The following is a 19668-nucleotide window of genomic DNA, read 5'->3' as shown; positions in this document are numbered from 1 at the left end:
ACGCCCTCCCTTTCTTGATCGGAGCCCTTATGCAAAGCACCAAGCCCGCCGCGTCCGTACGCACGAGTTCGGCCGACGTCATCGACTGGCGACCCGAAGACGACGCATTCTGGGAAAACACCGGCAAGCGGATCGCCTACCGCAATCTCTGGATTTCTGTGCCGGCACTGCTGTGCGGTTTTGCCGTCTGGGGCATGTGGGGAATCATCACGGTGCAGATGCTCAATCTCGGCTTTCCCTTCAGCCAGGCCGAGCTGTTCACGCTCACCGCAATCTCCGGGATCGCCGGCGCGACGATGCGCATTCCGGCCTCGTTCCTGATCCGCCTGGCCGGCGGCCGCAACACCATCTTTCTGACCACCGCGATGCTGCTGGCACCGGCGATCGGAACCGGCATCGTGTTGCAGCACAAGGACTGGCCGCTGTGGGCCTTCCAACTGATGGCGCTGTGGTGCGGGGTGGGCGGAGGAAACTTCGCGAGTTCGATGTCGAACATCAGCACCTTCTTCCCGAAGCGGCTGCAGGGCACCGCCCTCGGACTCAACGCCGGACTCGGCAACTTCGGCGTGACGACGATGCAGATCGTCATCCCACTGGTAATGACAGTGCCGCTGCTCGGCTCCTTTGGCGGCGAGCCAATGACGCTGCTCAAGAACAGCGGCTGGATTTTCGGCAAGATCCCGGCCAGCACGCCGACCTGGATCCAGAACGCCGGCTTCGCCTGGGTGCTCTCGCTGGTGCCGCTGTCGATTCTTTGCTGGTTTGGCATGAACAACCTGAAGAGCGTCTCGCCGGACACCGGTAACCCCATCGTCGCGTTCGCCAAGATCACGTGGCTCTACACGCTGGCCTTCATCCCGTCGATCCTCGGCCTCTACCTTTACCTGCCCAAGCCCACGGGCCTGGGCCTCATCAGCATGTGGGTCGCGATCCCGCTCGATATCGTCAGCGCGCTGCTGATCATGAAGCTGGCGGCATTTGGCACGATGAAGGAGAATGTTGCCAGGCAGTTCGCGATCTTCAAGGACAAGCACACCTGGAGCCTGACGGCGCTGTACATCGTCACCTTCGGCTCGTTCATCGGCTTCTCGATGGCCTTGCCGCTGGCGATGAAGGTGATCTTCGGAGTCAGCCACGTGCCCGACGCGAACGGCGTGATGCAGCACACCACGAACAACCCGAACGCGCCCACTGTACTGGCCTACGCGTGGATCGGGCCTTTCGTCGGGGCCGCGGTGCGCCCGATCGGCGGCTGGATCTCCGACAAGCTTGGCGGCTCGATCGTCACCCAGTTCATCTCCGCGGTGATGGTGGTCGCCTCGATCGCGGTCGGCTACGTGATGATGCAGGCGTATGCCTCGGCTACCCCCGAGCAATACTTCCCCGCCTTTCTCGGCCTGTTCATCGTGCTTTTCGCGGCCAGCGGCATCGGCAACGGCTCGACCTTCCGCACCATCGGCGTGATCTTCGATCGGCAGCAGGCCGGCCCGGTACTCGGCTGGACTTCCGCCGTCGCCGCCTACGGCGCCTTCATCGCTCCCATTGTCATCGGCGACCAGATCAAGGCAGGCACGCCGCAGATCGCAATGTACGGTTTTTCCATGTTTTACGCCGTGTGTCTGGTGCTCAACTGGTGGTTCTACCTGCGCGCCAACGCGTACGTGAAGAATCCCTGATCTGCCAGGCCCTTACGTTCCCGAGGAATCCGCATGAGCCACTTTCTAGACCGACTGAGCTACTTCTCTGCGCCAAGCGAGACCTTTGCCGACGACCATGGCAAGGTCACCGGCGAGGACCGCACCTGGGAAGACGCCTACCGCAATCGCTGGGCGCACGACAAGATCGCGCGCTCGACGCATGGCGTCAATTGCACGGGTTCGTGTTCATGGAAGATTTACGTCAAGGGCGGCATCGTCACCTGGGAAACCCAGCAGACCGACTATCCGCGCACCCGCTGGGACATGCCCAACCACGAACCGCGCGGCTGCGCGCGCGGCGCCAGCTATAGCTGGTACCTCTACAGTGCGAACCGGGTGAAGTATCCGATGGTGCGCGGCCGTCTGCTCAAGAGCTGGCGTGCCGCCCGCCTGGCGTACGAGCCGGTGGATGCCTGGGCGTCGATCGTCGAGTCCGACGCCAAGCGCCGCGAGTATCAGAGCGTGCGCGGTCTCGGTGGCTTCGTGCGCTCGAGCTGGGAGGAAGTCAACGAAATCGTCGCCGCGGCAAACGTTTATACGATCAAGAAACACGGGCCCGATCGGGTGATCGGCTTCTCGCCGATTCCCGCCATGTCGATGGTCAGCTACGCTGCCGGCAGCCGCTATCTGAGCCTGATCGGCGGCGTCTGCATGAGCTTCTACGACTGGTACTGCGACCTGCCGCCGTCCAGCCCGCAGATATGGGGCGAACAAACCGACGTCCCCGAATCGGCCGACTGGTACAACTCGACCTTTCTCATCGCCTGGGGCTCCAACGTGCCGCAGACGCGCACCCCGGACGCGCACTTCTTCACCGAGGTGCGTTACAAGGGTGCCAAGACGGTGGCGGTGACCCCGGACTATTCCGAAGTGGCCAAGCTCGCCGACCTCTGGATGCACCCCAAGCAGGGCACCGACGCGGCTGTGGCGATGGCGATGGGGCATGTGATCCTGAAGGAGTTCTATTTCGACAGGCGCAGCGAGTATTTCGACGACTATGTCCGCCGCTACACCGATCTGCCACTGCTGGTGATGCTCAAGGAGCACACCACCCCGTCTGGCGACAAGTTGCTGGTGCCCGATCGCTATCTGCGCGCCTCCGATTTCGCCGGCAAGTTCGACCAGGACAACAACCCGGAATGGAAGACCGTGGCGTTCGATGCGACCGGCAAGGTCGTCGTGCCGAATGGTTCAATCGGCTTCCGCTGGGGTAGCGAAGGACGCAGCGATCAGGGCAAGTGGAACCTCGAAGACCGCGAGGCAGTCGCTGGCGAGCAGGTGAAGCTCAAGCTGTCGCTGCTCGAAGGAACGCCGGAAACGGTCGCCAGCGCGCAGGTCGGGTTCCCCTATTTCGGGGGCGTGCACAGCGAGCACTTCCCGAGCAATCGGCAAAGTGACGTGCTGGTGCGTACGGTTCCGGTGCAGCGACTGACGCTCGCCGGGGACGGCGGTCTGCGTGAAGTGCTGGTAGCCACGGTGTTCGACCTGCAGGTGGCCAACTACGGCGTCGCTCGCGGTCTGCCCGGCGAAGCGGCAGCCACTAGCTACGACGACAATGTACCCTATACCCCTGCCTGGCAGGAGAGCATCACCGGCGTGCCGCGCGACCAGGTCATCACTGTCGCCCGCCAGTTCGCCGACAACGCCGACCGGACGCACGGCAAGTCGATGGTCATCATCGGCGCGGCGATGAACCACTGGTACCACAGCGACATGAATTATCGCGGCATCATCAACCTGCTGATGATGTGCGGCTGCATCGGCAAGAGCGGTGGTGGCTGGGCACATTACGTCGGACAGGAGAAACTGCGCCCGCAAACCGGCTGGACCGCGCTGGCCTTTGCGCTCGACTGGATCCGCCCGCCACGCCAGATGAATTCGACCAGCTTCTTCTACGCTCACACCGACCAGTGGCGCTACGAAAAGCTCGGCATGGAAGAGGTACTCTCGCCTCTCGCCGACCGGGGCAAGTACGCGGGCAGCATGATCGACTACAACGTGCGCGCCGAGCGCATGGGCTGGCTGCCTTCGGCGCCGCAACTTCAGACCAATCCGTTGCAGGTGGTGCGCGACGCACAGGCGGCTGGCCTGGAGGTCCGGGATTATGTCGCCAGGGCATTGACCGATGGCTCGCTGAAACTGAGTTGCACCGATCCGGACAACCCCAGCAACTGGCCACGCAACCTGTTCGTCTGGCGCTCCAACCTGCTCGGTTCCTCGGGCAAGGGACACGAGTACTTCCTCAAGCACCTGCTGGGCACCAGCAACGGCGTTCAGGGCAAGGATCTGGGCGATGAGCAGGCGAGGCCGACGGAAGTCGTCTGGCACGAGAAGGCCCCGGAGGGCAAACTCGATCTGCTGGTGACGCTGGATTTCCGCATGAGCACCACCTGCCTCTACTCGGACATCGTGCTGCCAACCGCAACCTGGTACGAGAAGAACGACCTCAACACCAGTGACATGCATCCCTTCATCCATCCCTTGTCGGCGGCGGTGGATCCCGCTTGGCAGTCGCGCAGCGACTGGGAGATCTACAAGGGTTTCGCCAGGAAGTTCAGCGAGATCTGCGTCGGCCACCTGGGCGTCGAACGGGAGGCCGTGCTGACGCCGATGATGCACGATACCGCCGCCGAACTGGCGCAGGCGCTCGACGTGAAGGACTGGAAGCGCGGCGAAACCGAGTTGATCCCCGGCAAGACGGCGCCACAGGTGCAGGTCGTCGAACGCGACTACCCGAATGTCTATAAGCGATTCACCGCTCTCGGTCCGCTGATGGGCAGGCTCGGCAATGGTGGCAAGGGCATTGCCTGGAATACCCAGGATGAAGTGAAGCAACTCGGCGAACTGAGCGGCGTGGTGCTCGCCGAGGGCGTCACCTGCGGCATGCCGAAAATCGAGAGCGACATCGATGCCTGCGAAGTGGTGCTGCAACTCGCGCCGGAGACCAACGGCCATGTCGCCGTCAAGGCGTGGCGGGCACTGGGCAAGGTCACGGGCCGCGATCACAGCCACCTGGCGCTGTACCGCGAGGACGAGAAGATTCGTTTCCGCGACATCCAGGCGCAGCCACGCAAGATCATCAGCTCACCGACCTGGAGCGGCATCGAAAGCGAAACGGTTTCGTACAACGCCGGTTACACCAACGTGCATGAACTGATTCCCTGGCGCACGCTGAGCGGCCGTCAGCAGTTCTATCTCGACCATCCGTGGATGATCGCCTTTGGCGAAGGCTTCTCGAGTTACCGGCCGCCAGTCGATCTCAAAACCACCGCCGGCATCCATGGCGTCCGGCGCAATGGCAACCCGGAAATCCTGCTGAATTTCATCACGCCGCACCAGAAATGGGGGATACACTCGACCTATACGGACAATCTGCTGATGCTGACGCTCAGTCGAGGCGGACCGATCATCTGGTTGAGCGAGGATGACGCACGGGCAGCGGGGATCGTCGACAATGACTGGGTCGAACTGTTCAACGTCAACGGCGCCATTGCCGCCCGCGCAGTGGTGAGTCAGCGGGTCAACCCGGGAATGGTCCTGATGTATCACGCGCAGGAGAAGATCGTGAACACCCCCGGTTCCGAGATCACCGGCGTCCGCGGCGGCATCCACAATTCGGTGACGCGCGCCGTCCTCAAGCCCACCCACATGATCGGCGGCTACGCCCAGTTCAGCTACGGATTCAACTATTACGGGACGATCGGCACCAATCGCGACGAGTTCGTCGTGGTCCGCAAGATGGCCCGCGTGGATTGGCTCGACGAGCCAGCGCAAGGAGCACAGGCATGAAAGTTCGCGCCCAAATCGGCATGGTGTTGAATCTGGACAAGTGCATCGGCTGCCACACCTGTTCGGTCACCTGCAAGAACGTGTGGACCAGCCGTCCCGGAATGGAGTACGCGTGGTTCAACAACGTCGAAAGCAAACCCGGGATCGGCTACCCCAAGGAGTGGGAAAACCAGGATCGCTGGAACGGCGGCTGGGTACGCAAGGCGAACGGCAATATCGAACCACGCCAGGGAGCGAAGTGGAAGCTGCTGATGCGCATCTTCGCCAACCCGAACATGCCGCAGATCGACGACTACTACGAACCCTTCACCTTCGACTACGAGCATCTGCACTCGGCGCCGGAAATGAAGGCGGCACCGACCGCACGGCCGCGCAGCCTGATCACCGGCAAGCGCCTGGAAAAGATCGAGTGGGGACCGAACTGGGAGGAAATCCTGGGCGGCGAGTTCAGCAAGCGCGGCCAGGACCGGAACTTCGACGACATCCAGAAGGAAATCTACGGCGAGTTCGAGAACACCTTCCTGATGTATCTGCCGCGTCTTTGCGAACACTGCCTGAACCCCGCGTGCGTGGCATCGTGCCCGTCGGGCTCGATCTACAAGCGCGAGGAAGACGGCATCGTCCTGATCGACCAGGACAAGTGCCGCGGCTGGCGGATGTGCGTTTCCGGCTGTCCGTACAAGAAGATCTACTACAACTGGAAGAGCGGCAAGGCCGAAAAATGCATCTTCTGCTATCCGCGGATCGAATCCGGACAACCGACGGTCTGTTCGGAAACCTGCGTCGGTCGCATCCGCTATCTGGGCGTGCTGCTGTACGACGCGGACCGCATCGGCGAAGCGGCCAGCGGTGAGCACGATCGCAACCTCTACCCGGCGCAGCTGCAGATCTTTCTCGACCCCAACGATCCGAAGGTCATCGAGCAGGCGCGCATCGACGGAATCCCCGACGCCTGGATGGACGCCGCGCGCAACAGTCCGGTCTACAAGATGGCGGTCGACTGGAAGGTAGCGCTGCCGCTGCACCCCGAATACCGTACGCTGCCGATGGTCTGGTACGTCCCACCGCTCTCGCCAATCAGCGCGGCGGCCAATGCCGGCCACCTGGGAAGCAACGGCGAAATCCCCGACGTCAAGCAACTGCGCATACCTGTCAAGTACCTGGCCAACCTGCTGACCGCCGGCGACACGGCGCCCGTGGTGCGCGCCCTCGAACGCATGCTGGCGATGCGTGCCTATCAGCGTGACAAACACGTCGACGGCCGCGTCAACCTGGAGGTGCTCAAGCAGGTGCAGATGACCCAGGCCGAAGTCGAGGAGATGTATCGGGTGATGGCCATTGCCAACTACGAGGACCGCTTCGTCATCCCGTCCACGCACCGCGAATATGCCGAAAACGCCTTCGACGTACGCGGCGGCTGCGGCTTTTCATTTGGCAACGGCTGCTCGGAGGGCGCCAGCCAGACGAGTCTGTTCGGTGCAGGCAAGCGGCGCACCATTCCGGTCAAGGTGGAGATCTGAGTCATGGCTCTCTTCGAGACGATCCCCACGGCAAACAGGACGCTGCGCGCGCTGGCACGTCTGCTCGGCTACCCGGACGCGGAGACGCGCGCGAACGTAGACGAAATGGCTGCCGCGCTCGACGCCGAAGCTGCTCTCGGCACGCCCAGGCGGGCAGAATTGCAGGGGCTGCTGCAGTCCATCGCGCACCGTCCGCCGCTCGAGGTCGAGGCCGAATACGTGGAACTGTTCGATCGCGGGCGTTCCACCTCGCTGCACCTGTTCGAGCACGTCCATGGCGACTCACGCGAGCGCGGCCCGGCGATGGTCGATCTGCTGCGCACCTACGAGAGTGCGGGCCTGCACCTCGCGCCCGGCGAGTTGCCCGATTACCTGCCGGTCGTGCTCGAATTCGCGTCGACACAGCCGCCACGCGAAGCGCGCGCCCTGCTCTGCGAGTTCGTCCATCTGCTCAACGCCCTCTTCGCGGCGCTGCAACGGCGGCGCTCGGCGTATGCCAGCGTGATCGCGTCGCTGATCGAGCTGGCCGGCGAGAAGGCCGAGGCCGTGGCAATCGTCGCCGACGAACCGATCGACGCAAGCTGGGCCGAACCGCCCGTTTTCGGCGGCTGCTCGGCGCTCGGCCAGACCCGACCCCAGCAGGCGCAGCCCATTCATTTCGTACGCAGCACATCTGTCGCAGGAGGAGTGCAAGCATGAGCACCTGGCTCAATACCTTCTTGTTCGGGTATTACCCCTACATTTGCCTGAGCGTCTTTCTCCTGGGAAGCCTGCTCCGTTTCGACCGGGACCAATACACCTGGAAAAGCGACTCGTCCCAACTCCTGCGTACCGCACAGCTGCGCTGGGGCAGCAATCTTTTCCACATCGGCGTCCTCTTTCTCTTCTTTGGTCACCTGCTGGGAATGCTGACGCCGCACGCCGTCTATGAGCATTTCATCAGCGCCGGATCGAAGCAGGTGATGGCGATGATCTCGGGTGGCATCGCGGGTGCTCTGGGTTTTGTCGGAGTGACGATCCTGCTGGCTCGGCGGCTGACCGACGAGCGCATCCGCGCCACCTCGAAAGCCAGCGACATCATGATTCTCGCGCTGCTCTGGGTGCAGCTGGCGCTCGGCCTGATCACCCTGCCGTTCTCGGCGCAGCATCTGGACGGCAGCGTGATGCTTCTGCTCGCCGGCTGGGCACAGGCCATCGTCACCTTCCACGGTGACGCAGCCGATCTGCTGGCCGGGGTCAGTTGGGTCTTCAAGCTGCACATGTTCCTCGGCATGAGCCTCTTCCTGGTCTTCCCCTTCACCCGCATGGTGCATGTGTGGAGCGGCTTCGCCTCGCTTGCCTACCTGCTGCGCCCGTATCAATTGGTGCGCAGCCGCCGGCTCAACGTCCCCGCGGGCCAGGTCCGCCAACCCGGCGCCGCACAGTAGGGCAAGCGCATGCCGACCACCGATTGCGCCCACAGCATCGCACGCGTCAACGGTGTCGCGCTGCACACCGCCGCGGCAGTGCTGACGGCGGAAGAACTGCGCCAGCGCGCGTGCACGGAACTGCTGCGACAGGCGGCGCAGGCGGCGGGACTGCTCTGCGCCGAGGATGCGCCGAGCGCCGACGGAGTGATCGGCGAACAGAGTGCGATGGCCATCGAAGCACTGCTCGACGACACCTTGCAGGTGCCCGAACCATCCGAGGACGAGTGCCGGCGCCACTATCTGGCGCACGCCAGCACCTACCAGACAGGCGAGACGGTGCACCTGCGGCATATCCTTTTCGCAGTCACCCCCGGCGTCGACCTGGGCGCCTTGAGAAGGCGCGCCGAGGCGGCTCTGCTCGATGTTCGCAGCCACGACGATGACGAGGCGGACCGCTTCGCCGCGGCGGCTCGTCTCCTGTCGAATTGTCCGAGCGCTGCCGAGGGCGGCGACCTCGGCTGGCTGGCCGCTTCCGATTGCGCTCCCGAGTTCGCTCGGGAGGTGTTTGGCCAGACCTCGATGGGTGTCCTGCCGCGACTCGTGCACAGCCGCTTTGGCCTGCACGTGGTCGAGATCCTTGGGCGCAATGCCGGTGTTGCGCAGCCGTTTGCAGTGGTGCATGCCACGGTGGCATGTGCGCTGCGGCAGAAGACCTATGTGACCGCGCTCCGCCAGTATCTTCGTGTTCTGGCCGGACAGGCGGTGATCGAAAACGTAGACCTGGACGCCGAGGCGACATTTCTGGTGCAGTAAAACGGCAACGCCATGCCGGTAGTGTCGGACGACGCAGGCGGGAAGTTTCTCATTCACAGGAGGGTACAAATGAAGAAGGACAGTGCAGGAAAGCTGGCCATACTGGCCGCCAGCGTCGCGCTCGCGATCGGTCACCTTGGTGCCGAGGAAGCGAAGAAACCACTCGAGGAAGGGCCGATGCAGATCGGCGGCTCGTCGCCGGTCGGCGGCGTCGAAATGGTCCAGACGCTGAACCCGAAATCGCCGCCGATGAGCAAGGCAGATTTCGAAGTGGGCAAGAAGATCTACTTCGAGCGTTGCGCAGGCTGCCATGGCGTACTTCGCAAGGGGGCGACCGGCAAGCCGCTGACAACCGACATCACCTTGGAGCGGGGATCGGACTATCTGAAGACCTTCATCTTCTACGGCTCGCCACAGGGAATGCCCAACTGGGGTAGCTCGGGGACGCTTACGGACAAGGAAGTGGACATCATGGCGCGCTACATCCAGCATGAGCCGCCGACGCCGCCGGAGTTTGGCCTGAAGGAAATGAACGCGACTTGGAAAGTGCTTGTGCCGCCGTCGCAGCGCCCGAAGACCAAGATGAACAACCTCGACGTGCCCAACCTGTTCTCCGTGACGCTGCGCGACGCCGGCAAGATTGCCCTGATCGACGGCGCCAGCAAGAAGATCGTCGAAGTGATCGACACCGGTTACGCGGTGCATATCTCGCGCCTGTCGAAATCAGGCCGCTATCTCTATGTCATCGGTCGGGATGCCAAGGTCGTGCTGATCGACCTGTGGATGGAGAAGCCGACGGCGGTTGCCGAGATCCGCGTTGGTCTCGAGGCCCGTTCGATCGAGACGTCGAAATTCAAGGGTTACGAGGACCGCTACGCGATCGCCGGCAGCTACTGGCCGCCACAGTATGTGCTCATGGATGGCGACACGCTGAAGCCGCTAAAGATCATCGGCACGCGCGGCATGACCTCGGATGCCAACGAGTATCACCCCGAGCCACGCGTCGCGGCGATCGTCGCGTCGCATTTCCATCCGGAGTTTCTGGTCAACGCCAAGGAAACCGGTGTCGTCCATATGGTCAACTACAGCGACATCGACAACCTCAAGGTGACGATGATCAAGACGCCGCGCTTCCTGCATGACGGCGGATTCGAATCGACCGGACGCTACTTCATGGATGCAGCGAACGCTTCCGACAAGATCGCCGTGATCGATACCAAGGACGGCAAGCTGGCAGCCGTAGTGTCGGTCGGCAAGACGCCACATCCGGGAAGGGGCGCAAACTTCGTGCATCCGAAGTTCGGCCCGGTCTGGGCGACCAGCCATCTCGGAGACGACAGCATCACGCTGATCGGTACCGACCCCGTCAAGCACGCGCAGTACGCGTGGAAAGTGGTGCAAACGCTGAAGGGCTCGGGCGGCGGCTCCCTGTTCATCAAGACCCATCCGAAGTCAAAGAATCTGTGGGTCGACGCACCGCTCAATCCCGATCCGAGCATCTCGCAATCGGTGGCGGTGTTCGACATCAACAACCTCGACAAGGGCTTCGACCTGCTTCCGATCGGCGAGTGGGCCGGTGTCAAACCGGGTTCGAAGCGCGTCGTTCAGCCCGAGTACAACCGTGCTGGGGACGAAGTCTGGTTCTCCGTGTGGAGTTCCGGCAGCGAGGAATCTGCACTCGTCATCGTGGACGACAAGACGCGCAAGCTGAAGGCGGTGATCAAGGATCCTCGCATCGTGACACCGACCGGCAAGTTCAACGTCTATAACACGCAGAACGACGTCTACTAAGCCGCTGCCGACCGGGCAGGTTCGCTCACGACCTGCCCGGCCGTCGGTCGACGAACGAGATGGTATGACCAGGCCTGCTGCCCAAGCCGGATGATTACGAATCCCTGATTGCAAACGGAGCAAAGATGAAGACTATCCACCTGTGCCTGCTGGCGGCTGCCGGCATGATCGCCACCGGCACTACCCAAGCAGCCGACGACGCCGAAGCCCTGGCGAAGTCCAAGAATTGCCTGTCCTGCCACGCGGTCGACAAGAAGCTCGTCGGCCCCGCCTACAAGGAAGTGGCGAAGAAATACACCGCCGCAGACGAAGCGATGCTCGCCGAGAAGGTGATCAAGGGGAGCAAGGGCGTCTGGGGTCCGGTGCCGATGCCGCCGAACCCTTCGGTTACGCCTGAGGAAGCCAACAAACTGGTGAAATGGATCCTCGGCCTGAAGTGATCAAAGCATAACCACGAGATTGCGCGCCTGCCTGCGGCTGGGCGTGCAATCACCACCGGGAGAGCGGAGAGCACAGCAAGCAGGTAAACGCTGACGCCGCGCGCCTTTCCACCGATCCGATCGCCTGCTTCGCACACAAGCTCTCAGCGCTCGAGGTCGTGCTCGCCGCAGAACTGCAGCATCGCCCGGCGCGTTGCGTCACGCAGGCGCACCGCTGCGCCCCAGTCGTCGCCATCGGGAGCAAGCAGAGGTCCGATCTCGAACGCCACCTGGCCGCGGCGCGGCATCCAGGTCTGATCACGCAGCACTGCGCGCGTTCCGCGCAATCCGCCGACCAGCACCGGCACACCGGCCCGCGCCGCGGCGACGAAAGCGCCCATGCGGAACGGCTTGAGCCCGGCCTCCCGGGAGAAAGTGCCTTCCGGGAAGACCACCACCTTGCGACCTCGGGCCAGCGCAGCGACGATTGCTTCCACGTCTTCCTGACTCCTGGCCGCATCGAAACGCTCGACGAAAAGCGTACCCAGCGCGCGCAGGAAAGCGTGCACGAGCGGCTGTTCGACGAACTCGCGCTTGGCAACGAAAGCGTAGGCGCAGCCGGGCGGCAGGACGGCACCGAGCACCAGGGAGTCAAGATAACTGCAGTGGTTGACCAGCAGCAGGTGCGGTAGCTTGGGCAGGTCGCCGGCGCGAGCAGACGGAATCGCCATGCCGACCAACCGCAGGAAGACGCGTGCCGCACGGTGTACGACGTGACGGCCGATCGCCGGCCTACGGAAGGCGACCACCAGCGGGATCACCGGCAGGGCGAGGAGCAGAAAGACACACCAGCACCACGCACCGTACGCCCTGGTCACGAGATGATCGGTCGACTCGGCAAGGCGGGCGCGCAGCGACGCCATGGCAAGCCGCCAGAGCTGGATTCGCGGAGGAGCACTGCGGGCACCGATCAAGCCCTGTTCGAAGGCTTCACGCGAGGCGTTGCGCCGGATCTTGCCGCTCGAAGTCTTGAGCACCGAGTTCGGCGGAGCGAGAACGACCTCGTCCGCCGGCATGCCGATGACCTCGATCGCCGTTTCGTTGATCTGCCGCTGCAACGCGTCGCGCCGCCCGGCATCGTCCTCGCGCGTTTCTGCAAGGACGACCAGCCGCTCGCTGGCAGTGACCGGGTCGTTGCTGGCAAAAACCGCGACGCATCCCCTGCGCACACCTGCGAGGTTGCCGACCGCCTGCTCGAGTTCGTACGGATAGAGGTTGCGACCGCCACGGATGATCAGATCCTTGACCCGACCGGTCAGGTAAATCTCGCCCTCCACGGTATAGGCGAAATCACCGGAGTCCAGCCAACCGTCGCGAAACAGTGTTTCTGTCGCCGCCGGATTGCGATAGTAGCCGCGCGTCGCAGACGGCCCTCGAAATTGCAGACGCCCGACACGCCGATCGGGCAGTTCGGCGCCATGCTCGTCGACCACGCGGATTTCGTGCCGCGGCAAGACGTGGCCGCATGCCGGCACGCACATCGCGTCGCCGTCTTCTCTGGCCACCGGCAGCGCACACTTGCGATGGACCAGCGCCTCCCGCTCGATCCGGTCGATGCGTGGTCCACGATCCAGCGGCGGGAATGCCAGCCCGACCGAATTCTCGGCCAGACCATAGACGGGGGTGATCGCCTTGCCACTCAGGCCATAGGGAGCGAAGCGGGTGGCAAAGGCCTGCAGCGTTGCCGGGCTCACTGGTTCGGCACCGTTCAGGGCGAGGCGCCAGCTGGAGAGATCGAGCCCGGCGAGATCGGCGTCGGCGAGCCTGCGCGCACACAAGTCGTAGGCGAAATTGGGCGCAGCAGAAACCGTTGCGCGATGCTGCGAAATGGCCCGCAGCCAGCGCACCGGTTGCGCCAGGAACGCCAGCGGCGACATCAGCACCAGGCGCATGCCGAAATAGAGCGAACCGAACCAGGCGCCGATCAAACCCATGTCGTGGTATAGAGGCAACCACGAAACGAAAACGTCGTCGCCTGACACCCCGACGGCATCGCCAATGGCGTGCAGATTGGCGAGCAGGTTGGCATGGCTGAGGACGACCCCCTTCGGGTCGCCGGTACTGCCGGAAGTGTATTGCAGAAAGGCAATGTCGTCCGGCCCGGCCCGGTAGAGCAAGCTGATCGGCTCGCTGTCTAGTTCCGCCGGGGTCAGGATGTCGGTCAGCGTCGGCGCCTCTGCACGCAGCAGCGCAGCCACACCCTTTGCCGCGGGCACGGTGATGATGAACACTGCCTCGGCGTTGGCCAGGATGCGCGCGTGTCGCCGCAGGTGATCCTCGATCTGCCCCAGGCGCGCCGGGGGATAGATCGGCACGGGAATGCCACCGGCGAGCATCACCCCGAAAAAGCTCGTCAGATAGTCCCGTCCGGTGGGCAGCATCAGCGCAACCGCCTGTCGTGGCAGCAGGCCGCGCGACACCAACCCGGTCGCCACGCGACGCGCCTGCAGCAACAGATCGCCGTAGGTGATTACCTGCGCGCCGGATGCACCGTGCTCGCTGCCGGCATCCCCGTAGAGCAGCACGTGCGGGCGTTGCGCCTCGTGTTTCACGTACCACTCGAGGACTTCGACCAGCGTCTCGGCGTGCCTGGGAATGCTGATCTGGCCGACGCGGCCGGCAAACTCGACGCGCTCCGCCGCAGGGCGCTCGGCACTCGCCCGGTCGATGAAACGTAGAAGGTCCTGTGTGGTTTCGGCCTCGGCGAGCGCCGCCTCGGGCAGTGACTTGCCGAACTCGCTACCGACGCGCAGCAGCAGTTCGACGCGCGCCAGACTGTCCAGACCGAGATCCCGCTCGAGATGGCTGTGCATGCCCACGCGCCCGACCCGTCCCGGACGAGTCTCCTCGACCATCGCCGACACCACGCGCAGCAGCCTCGCCGAGGTATCCGCCGACGCCTCGTGCGATGGCACTTCCCGAATCTCTGCGTTCACCACTTCACCTTTCCGTTGCCTGCCGCGACTCCGCGAACGGCACCGCGGCGCGGCGCCACACTATCCTCTGCGCGCTCTTCGACACCAACCCGCACGGGTAACCGAAGCAGATCGATCCGGCATCACGACGCATCCGGAAGCACGAAGTCGATCCGCCCCGTCTCCAGATCCGCCCTCACGAGCTTCACCTGCAATCGGTCGCCGAGGCGATAGCGTCGACCGGTGCGCTCGCCCAGCATCTGGTGCTTGACCTGGTCGTACTGAAAGTACTCCTCGCCGAGCTCCGATACATGCACCAGACCCTCGACATACACCTGATCGAGCGCCACGAAGATGCCAAAGGGCACCACCGCCGCGATCGTCCCAGCAAAAACCTCGCCGATTCGGTCTCGCATGTAATAGCATTTTAGCCAGTTGCCGACGTCGCGCGTTGCCTCGTCGGCACGCCGCTCGGTCATCGAGCAATGCAGGCCGATCTCCTCCCAATCGCCGGGAGTGTAGTGCGTCCCGCCCAGCGCGGCCTTGATCGAACGGTGAACCAGCAAGTCCGGGTAGCGGCGGATCGGCGAAGTGAAATGCGTGTAGTGCTCGTACGACAGCCCGAAGTGGCCCACGTTGTCCGGGCTGTACAGCGCCTGGCGCAAGGAACGCAGCATCACCGTCTGCAGCAACTGCGCATCGGGCCTGTCCCTGATACTGTCCAGCAGCCTGGCGTAGTCCTTGGCCTTCGGATCGTCCCCACCGCCAAGGCCGATTCCGAACTCCCTGAGGAAGTTGCGCAGTGCTTCGAGCCTCTCTGGCGTCGGGCCTTCATGGATGCGATAGAGGCATGGATGCCGTCTTCTCTGGAGAAAGTCGGAAGCGCAGACATTGGCAGCCAGCATGCACTCTTCGATCAGACGATGAGCATCGTTACGGCGCAGCGGAACGATGTTCTCGATCTTGCCGTGCTCGTTGAACAGCATCACCGTTTCGATCGTCTCAAAATCGATCGCTCCGCGCTTGCTGCGCGCCTCGCAGAGTACCTTGAACAGCGCATAGAGCGCCTGCAGCCGCGGCAGCAGCGCGCGCTCGGCCTCGTTCGTCACCTGCGCCGTTCCGGCAAGCCAGCTCCAGACCTGGTCATAGGTCAGTCGCGCGTGCGAACAAAAAACTGCCGGATAGAAACGGTAAGCGGTGATCTCGCCATGCGAATCTATTTCCATGTCGCAAACCATCGCCAGACGATCGACGCCGGGATTCAGCGAACACAGCCCGTTCGAAAGTTTCTCCGGCAACATCGGGATGACCCGGCGTGGAAAATACACGGAGTTGCCGCGCGCCCTGGCCTCCCGATCGAGCGCCGTCCCCGGCGCTACGTAGTGACTGACGTCGGCGATCGCCACCACGAGCCGCCAACCGGCGTCCGCCTGCTCGGCAAAGACTGCGTCGTCGAAGTCGCGCGCCGTTTCGCCGTCGATCGTCACCAGTGGCAACGCACGCAGGTCGGCTCGTCCCTGCCAATGTCTCGGATCGAGCGCCTCGGGCAAGGCCGCCGCTTCCGCGAGAGCGCTGGCGGAGAACTCGAAGGGCAGTTCATGCTTGCGCAGCGCGATTTCGATTTCCATTCCGGGGTCGGCGTAGTTGCCGAGCACCTCGACGATGCGCCCAATCGGCTTCGAGTGCCGATTCGGCTGCTCGATGATCTCGACGGTGACCACCTCGCCTGCCCCGACCATGCTGCCACCATCCGGCGCGATCAGGATATCCTGGTTGATGCGCCGGTTTTCGGGTACGACGAAGGTGATGCCATGCTCGATCACGACGCGGCCGACGACCCGGCTATTGGCCCGTTCGAGAACCTCGACGATCACCCCCTCGCGTCGCCCGCGACGGTCGACGCCGACGACGCGTACGAGCGCACGGTCGCGATGAAGCACCTTCTGCATCTGGCGGGCTTCGAGAGAAAGATCCTCGCTTCCGTCGTCGGGAATCAGAAAACCATAGCCATCGGGATGTCCCTCGACACGCCCTGCGATGAGACTGGCGCGCTCCGGCAGGATGAATGACCCCTTGCGGTTGCGCAGCAGCTGCGCTTCCCCTTCCATCGCCCGCAAGCGGCGCTGGAACGTATCCAGCTCCTCTTGGCGAATTTCCAGGAGCTCGCATAGGTCTTCGAAACTGACCGGTTTTCCCTGCGCCTCGAGCATCTGCAGCACGTATTCGCGCGACGGCAGCGGCTTCTCGTAGCGCTTGCGCTCGCGCTCCAGAAACGGATCGCGCCGGCGGACTGGCGACAGTTCGATTATTGACATTTGCTGATCTTCCTTTAGAATTCGGCCTTCGCTGGAAATGCCCAGGTGGCGAAATTGGTAGACGCGCTAGGTTCAGGTCCTAGTGGTGGCAACACCGTGGAGGTTCGATTCCTCTCTTGGGCACCAATCACACAGGCCCCGATCTCTCGGGGCTTTTTTGTGGTGGCCGTCTGCGCCGCGAGCGCATCGGACTCGCCGAGCGCGAAGCAGATCCGATTAGCCACGCCACAAGGCGACGCCTGCTCGCTATTGTACGCGATCGGGCAACTTCCCCCACGACATCTGCCGACAGCCGCTTCTGCCCGACCCCGCCGCAGCGTTCGCTTCTCGATGTTCGCTGATCGTACGTCCTTTTCGAAACGCAAGCCGAAGCGTGCATGCCCAAGTCAAACGGGACCGGTATCACCAAAGTCACTGCGCCGCGCTGCAGCCCATCCGAAAAAATTGTTTTGCACTAGCCAACACTCGCGAAAATATGGATACTATCGTGCCGGAAGGTCGCCAGTAATTTGCAGAATCGATAATGAGAATTAGTTCCAACCTAGCCACCTGTCAGGACTTCCCATGACGATACGACCCGAGTTGATAGAAAAGCTCCGCACGAGGCGTGCCAAGCTCACTGAAAACATCAGTCCCGAAAAGCTGGAGGCGTTGCATGCCAAGGGCCTGTTGTCCGCCCGGGAGCGCCTCGACGCCCTCTTCGTGGAGGGAACGTTCCAGGAACTTGGCTTGCACGCAGTGCACAGCGCGACCCACTTCGGCATGGCCGGACGAGATCTGCCCGCCGACGGCGTACTTGCCGGCAGCGGCTACGTAGGAAACATCCAGGTCGCAGCATTCAGTCAGGACTTCAGCGTCGTCGCCGGCACCCTGGGCAAGATGCAAGCCCGCAAGATCACGCGCATCATGCGCCACGCACTGAAAATCGGCGTGCCCGTGGTGGCGTTCAAGGATTCGGGCGGCGCGCGCATTCAGGAGGGTGTGGATGCGCTTTCCGGCTATGGCGACGTCTTCTACGCCAACGTTCTGCTCTCCGGCGTAGTGCCACAGATTGCGGTGATCTGCGGCCCCTGCGCTGGCGGTGCGGCGTATTCACCTGCGCTGATGGACTTCGTGATCATGACGCGTCACAACGCGCACATGTTCCTCACTGGACCGGAAGTGATCAAGGCGGTCACCGGTCGCGTGACGACCATGTCGGAAGTCGGCGGCGCCGAAATGCACGCGACGGTCAGTGGCAACGCCCATTTCATCGCCGAAGACGATCAGCACGCGATTGCGCTGGTCAAGCAACTGCTTTCGTACCTCCCTGCCAACAACACCGAGGATCCGCCGCATGATCTGACGGTACCGATCGAGGAAATGGAAGACCCGGAGATCAATGACTGCATCCCGGACAGCCCGTCCGATCCGCTGGACATGCACGCCGTGATCCGCCGGGTGGTGGACCACGGCGAGTTGCTCGAAGTGCACGCGGGCTTTGCGCGCAACGTGATCGTCGGTTTCGCCCGGATCAGCGGCGTCGTCGTTGGCATCGTGGCCAATCAGCCCATGGTGATGGCCGGTGCCCTCGATCTCAACGCGGCGGACAAGGTCGCTCGCTTTGTCCGCACCTGCAACATCTTCAACGTACCGATCGTGACCCTGGTCGACGTTCCCGGCTTCCTGCCGGGGGTCGAACAGGAGCGGGGCGGCATCATCCGCCACGGGGCAAAAATGCTCTCGGCCTACGGTTCGTGCACCGCTCCGAAGATCACGGTGATTCTGCGCAAGGCCTACGGCGGATCGTATCTCGCTATGTGCAGCCAGGAACTGGGAGCGGACATGGTCTTCGCCTGGCCTACCGCCGAAATTGCCGTCATGGGTGCAGAGGCAGCGGTGAAGATTCTCTACCGCAAGGAGCTTGCGGAAGCCGAGGATCGCCTGGCGAGGGCAGCAGAACTGGCTCAGGAGTACCGCGACGAATTCGCCTCACCGTACGTTTCGGCCGGCAATTTCTATATCACGGACGTGATCGAACCGCAGGACACGCGCTGGATGGTCGCGCTCGCATTGCGCAAGATCCTCGACAAGCGAGAACTGCGGCCGGCCAAGAAACACGGCAACATCCCCATGTGACGGTCAGCAACAAGGAATATCACTCATGGTGACTGCTGCAATTCTCCAGGGACTCCAGGTCTACGGCATTTCCATCGTGATCTCGGCACTCGTTGCCATATTGATCAAGGTTCTGGTTGCCGTGACCGGCCGCATGGAAAAGGCCATACAACCCGAGATTCCAACCGGGACCGTCTGTCCGATAGGGCTTGGCGTTCCGGATGAAGACGTGGCTGCTCTGTCGGCAGCGATCTACGTGGCCATCGGAGCGCACCGGATACTGCACATCGCACCAACCAGTCATGGCTGGGCCGCCGGCGCGCGCGCCAGTCAGCATTCCCATACGCCAGGGCCCGCCACGGGCCGCGGTGCCAGATAACAGGAGCAAGAAATGCCGAGGCAATTCAAGGTTACCGTAAACGGACGCGAGTACGAGGTGAGCGTTCTTGAACTTACTGTCGGTCAGGCCGCGCAAGCACCGGCGCCGAATGCCGCCTCCGTTGCGGCGACGGTAGCTGGTACGGTCGCGAGCACAACGGCTGCGCCGGTAACGTCCGCACCGCCTCCAGCCGCCGCCGGAGCAGGGGACGAACTGGCCGGAATGGGAGGCGTGGTCGTCGAGGTCGACGTCACGGTCGGCCAGACGGTTGCCGCTGGCGACCGTCTGCTGGTGCTCGAGGCAATGAAAATGAAGACCCCCGTTACCGCGAGTCGTGCCGGCCAGGTTACGCGTGTGCTGGTAAAGCCGGGGGATGCGGTCGAGGGGGGACAGCCACTGGTAACGATCAGCTGAGCTGGATTGGCCGGCAGGAGCACTTTCCTGCGATCAGCAACTCTATGCGT

At 63.2% G+C, this 19668-nt stretch carries 13 protein-coding genes and 1 tRNA gene; 12 read left to right on the top strand and 2 right to left on the bottom strand.

The genetic code is table 11. The annotated features are described in order from the left end of the window. Positions 1-29 precede the first annotated feature (29 nt). From NFV80_RS07400 to NFV80_RS07365, 8 genes are all read left to right on the top strand, one after another. A complete protein-coding gene (locus NFV80_RS07400; protein ID WP_295327836.1) occupies positions 30-1676 on the top strand; it encodes an MFS transporter in 1647 nt (548 codons plus the stop codon). A gap of 33 nt (positions 1677-1709) precedes the next feature. Next, positions 1710-5486 (top strand): nitrate reductase subunit alpha, encoded by a 3777-nt coding sequence (locus tag NFV80_RS07395; RefSeq protein ID WP_295327838.1) that lies wholly within the window; start codon positions 1710-1712, stop codon positions 5484-5486. Further along, a complete protein-coding gene (narH, locus tag NFV80_RS07390; protein WP_295327840.1) occupies positions 5483-7006 on the top strand; it encodes a nitrate reductase subunit beta in 1524 nt (507 codons plus the stop codon). The genes NFV80_RS07395 and narH overlap by 4 nt, the downstream gene beginning before the upstream one ends. Positions 7007-7009: 3 nt before the next feature. Continuing rightward, positions 7010-7705 carry a nitrate reductase molybdenum cofactor assembly chaperone gene (narJ, locus tag NFV80_RS07385; RefSeq protein WP_295327842.1) on the top strand — a complete coding sequence of 232 codons (696 nt, stop codon included), beginning with the start codon at positions 7010-7012 and terminating at the stop codon, positions 7703-7705. Continuing rightward, positions 7702-8433, top strand: coding sequence for a respiratory nitrate reductase subunit gamma (gene narI / locus NFV80_RS07380; protein WP_295327844.1), 732 nt, complete (start codon positions 7702-7704; stop codon positions 8431-8433). Before narJ ends, narI begins: the two co-directional genes overlap by 4 nt. A gap of 9 nt (positions 8434-8442) precedes the next feature. Further along, complete coding sequence (locus NFV80_RS07375; protein ID WP_295327846.1) at positions 8443-9228, top strand: peptidylprolyl isomerase; 786 nt, start codon at positions 8443-8445, stop codon at positions 9226-9228. Between the two features lie 69 nt (positions 9229-9297). Continuing rightward, positions 9298-11019, top strand: a complete 1722-nt coding sequence (locus NFV80_RS07370; RefSeq protein WP_295327848.1) for a nitrite reductase — start codon at positions 9298-9300, stop codon at positions 11017-11019. A 125-nt stretch (positions 11020-11144) separates the two neighbouring features. After that, on the top strand, positions 11145-11459 hold the full coding sequence (locus NFV80_RS07365; RefSeq protein WP_295327850.1) for a c-type cytochrome: 315 nt from the start codon (positions 11145-11147) through the stop codon (positions 11457-11459). Between the two features lie 143 nt (positions 11460-11602). On the opposite strand, the gene NFV80_RS07360 is transcribed toward NFV80_RS07365, so the two are convergent. After that, the gene (locus tag NFV80_RS07360) at positions 11603-14434 is read right to left on the bottom strand and encodes an AMP-binding protein (protein ID WP_295327852.1); all 2832 of its coding nucleotides are present in this window, start codon (positions 14432-14434) and stop codon (positions 11603-11605) included. Between the two features lie 122 nt (positions 14435-14556). Next, positions 14557-16728: a ribonuclease R gene (rnr, locus tag NFV80_RS07355; protein ID WP_295327854.1), complete on the bottom strand. Its 2172-nt coding sequence runs from the start codon at positions 16726-16728 to the stop codon at positions 14557-14559. Positions 16729-16767: 39 nt separating this feature from the next. On the opposite strand from rnr, the gene NFV80_RS07350 reads away from it, so the two are divergent. The 4 genes from NFV80_RS07350 to NFV80_RS07335 all read left to right on the top strand — a co-directional run bounded on the left by NFV80_RS07350 (position 16768) and on the right by NFV80_RS07335 (position 19618). Continuing rightward, positions 16768-16854, top strand: a tRNA-Leu gene (locus tag NFV80_RS07350). 438 nt (positions 16855-17292) lie between these two features. After that, positions 17293-18846 (top strand): acyl-CoA carboxylase subunit beta, encoded by a 1554-nt coding sequence (locus NFV80_RS07345; RefSeq protein ID WP_295327856.1) that lies wholly within the window; start codon positions 17293-17295, stop codon positions 18844-18846. A 25-nt stretch (positions 18847-18871) separates the two neighbouring features. Further along, entirely contained in the window at positions 18872-19204 is a 333-nt protein-coding gene (locus NFV80_RS07340; RefSeq protein ID WP_295327858.1) for a hypothetical protein, read from the top strand. Positions 19205-19216: 12 nt separating this feature from the next. Beyond that, on the top strand, positions 19217-19618 hold the full coding sequence (locus tag NFV80_RS07335; RefSeq protein WP_295327860.1) for a biotin/lipoyl-containing protein: 402 nt from the start codon (positions 19217-19219) through the stop codon (positions 19616-19618). Positions 19619-19668 lie beyond the last annotated feature (50 nt).

Source organism: Accumulibacter sp. (assembly GCF_023806565.1).
Classification (GTDB): domain Bacteria; phylum Pseudomonadota; class Gammaproteobacteria; order Burkholderiales; family Rhodocyclaceae; genus Accumulibacter.
This window is presented reverse-complemented; position numbering and strand designations above follow the sequence as displayed.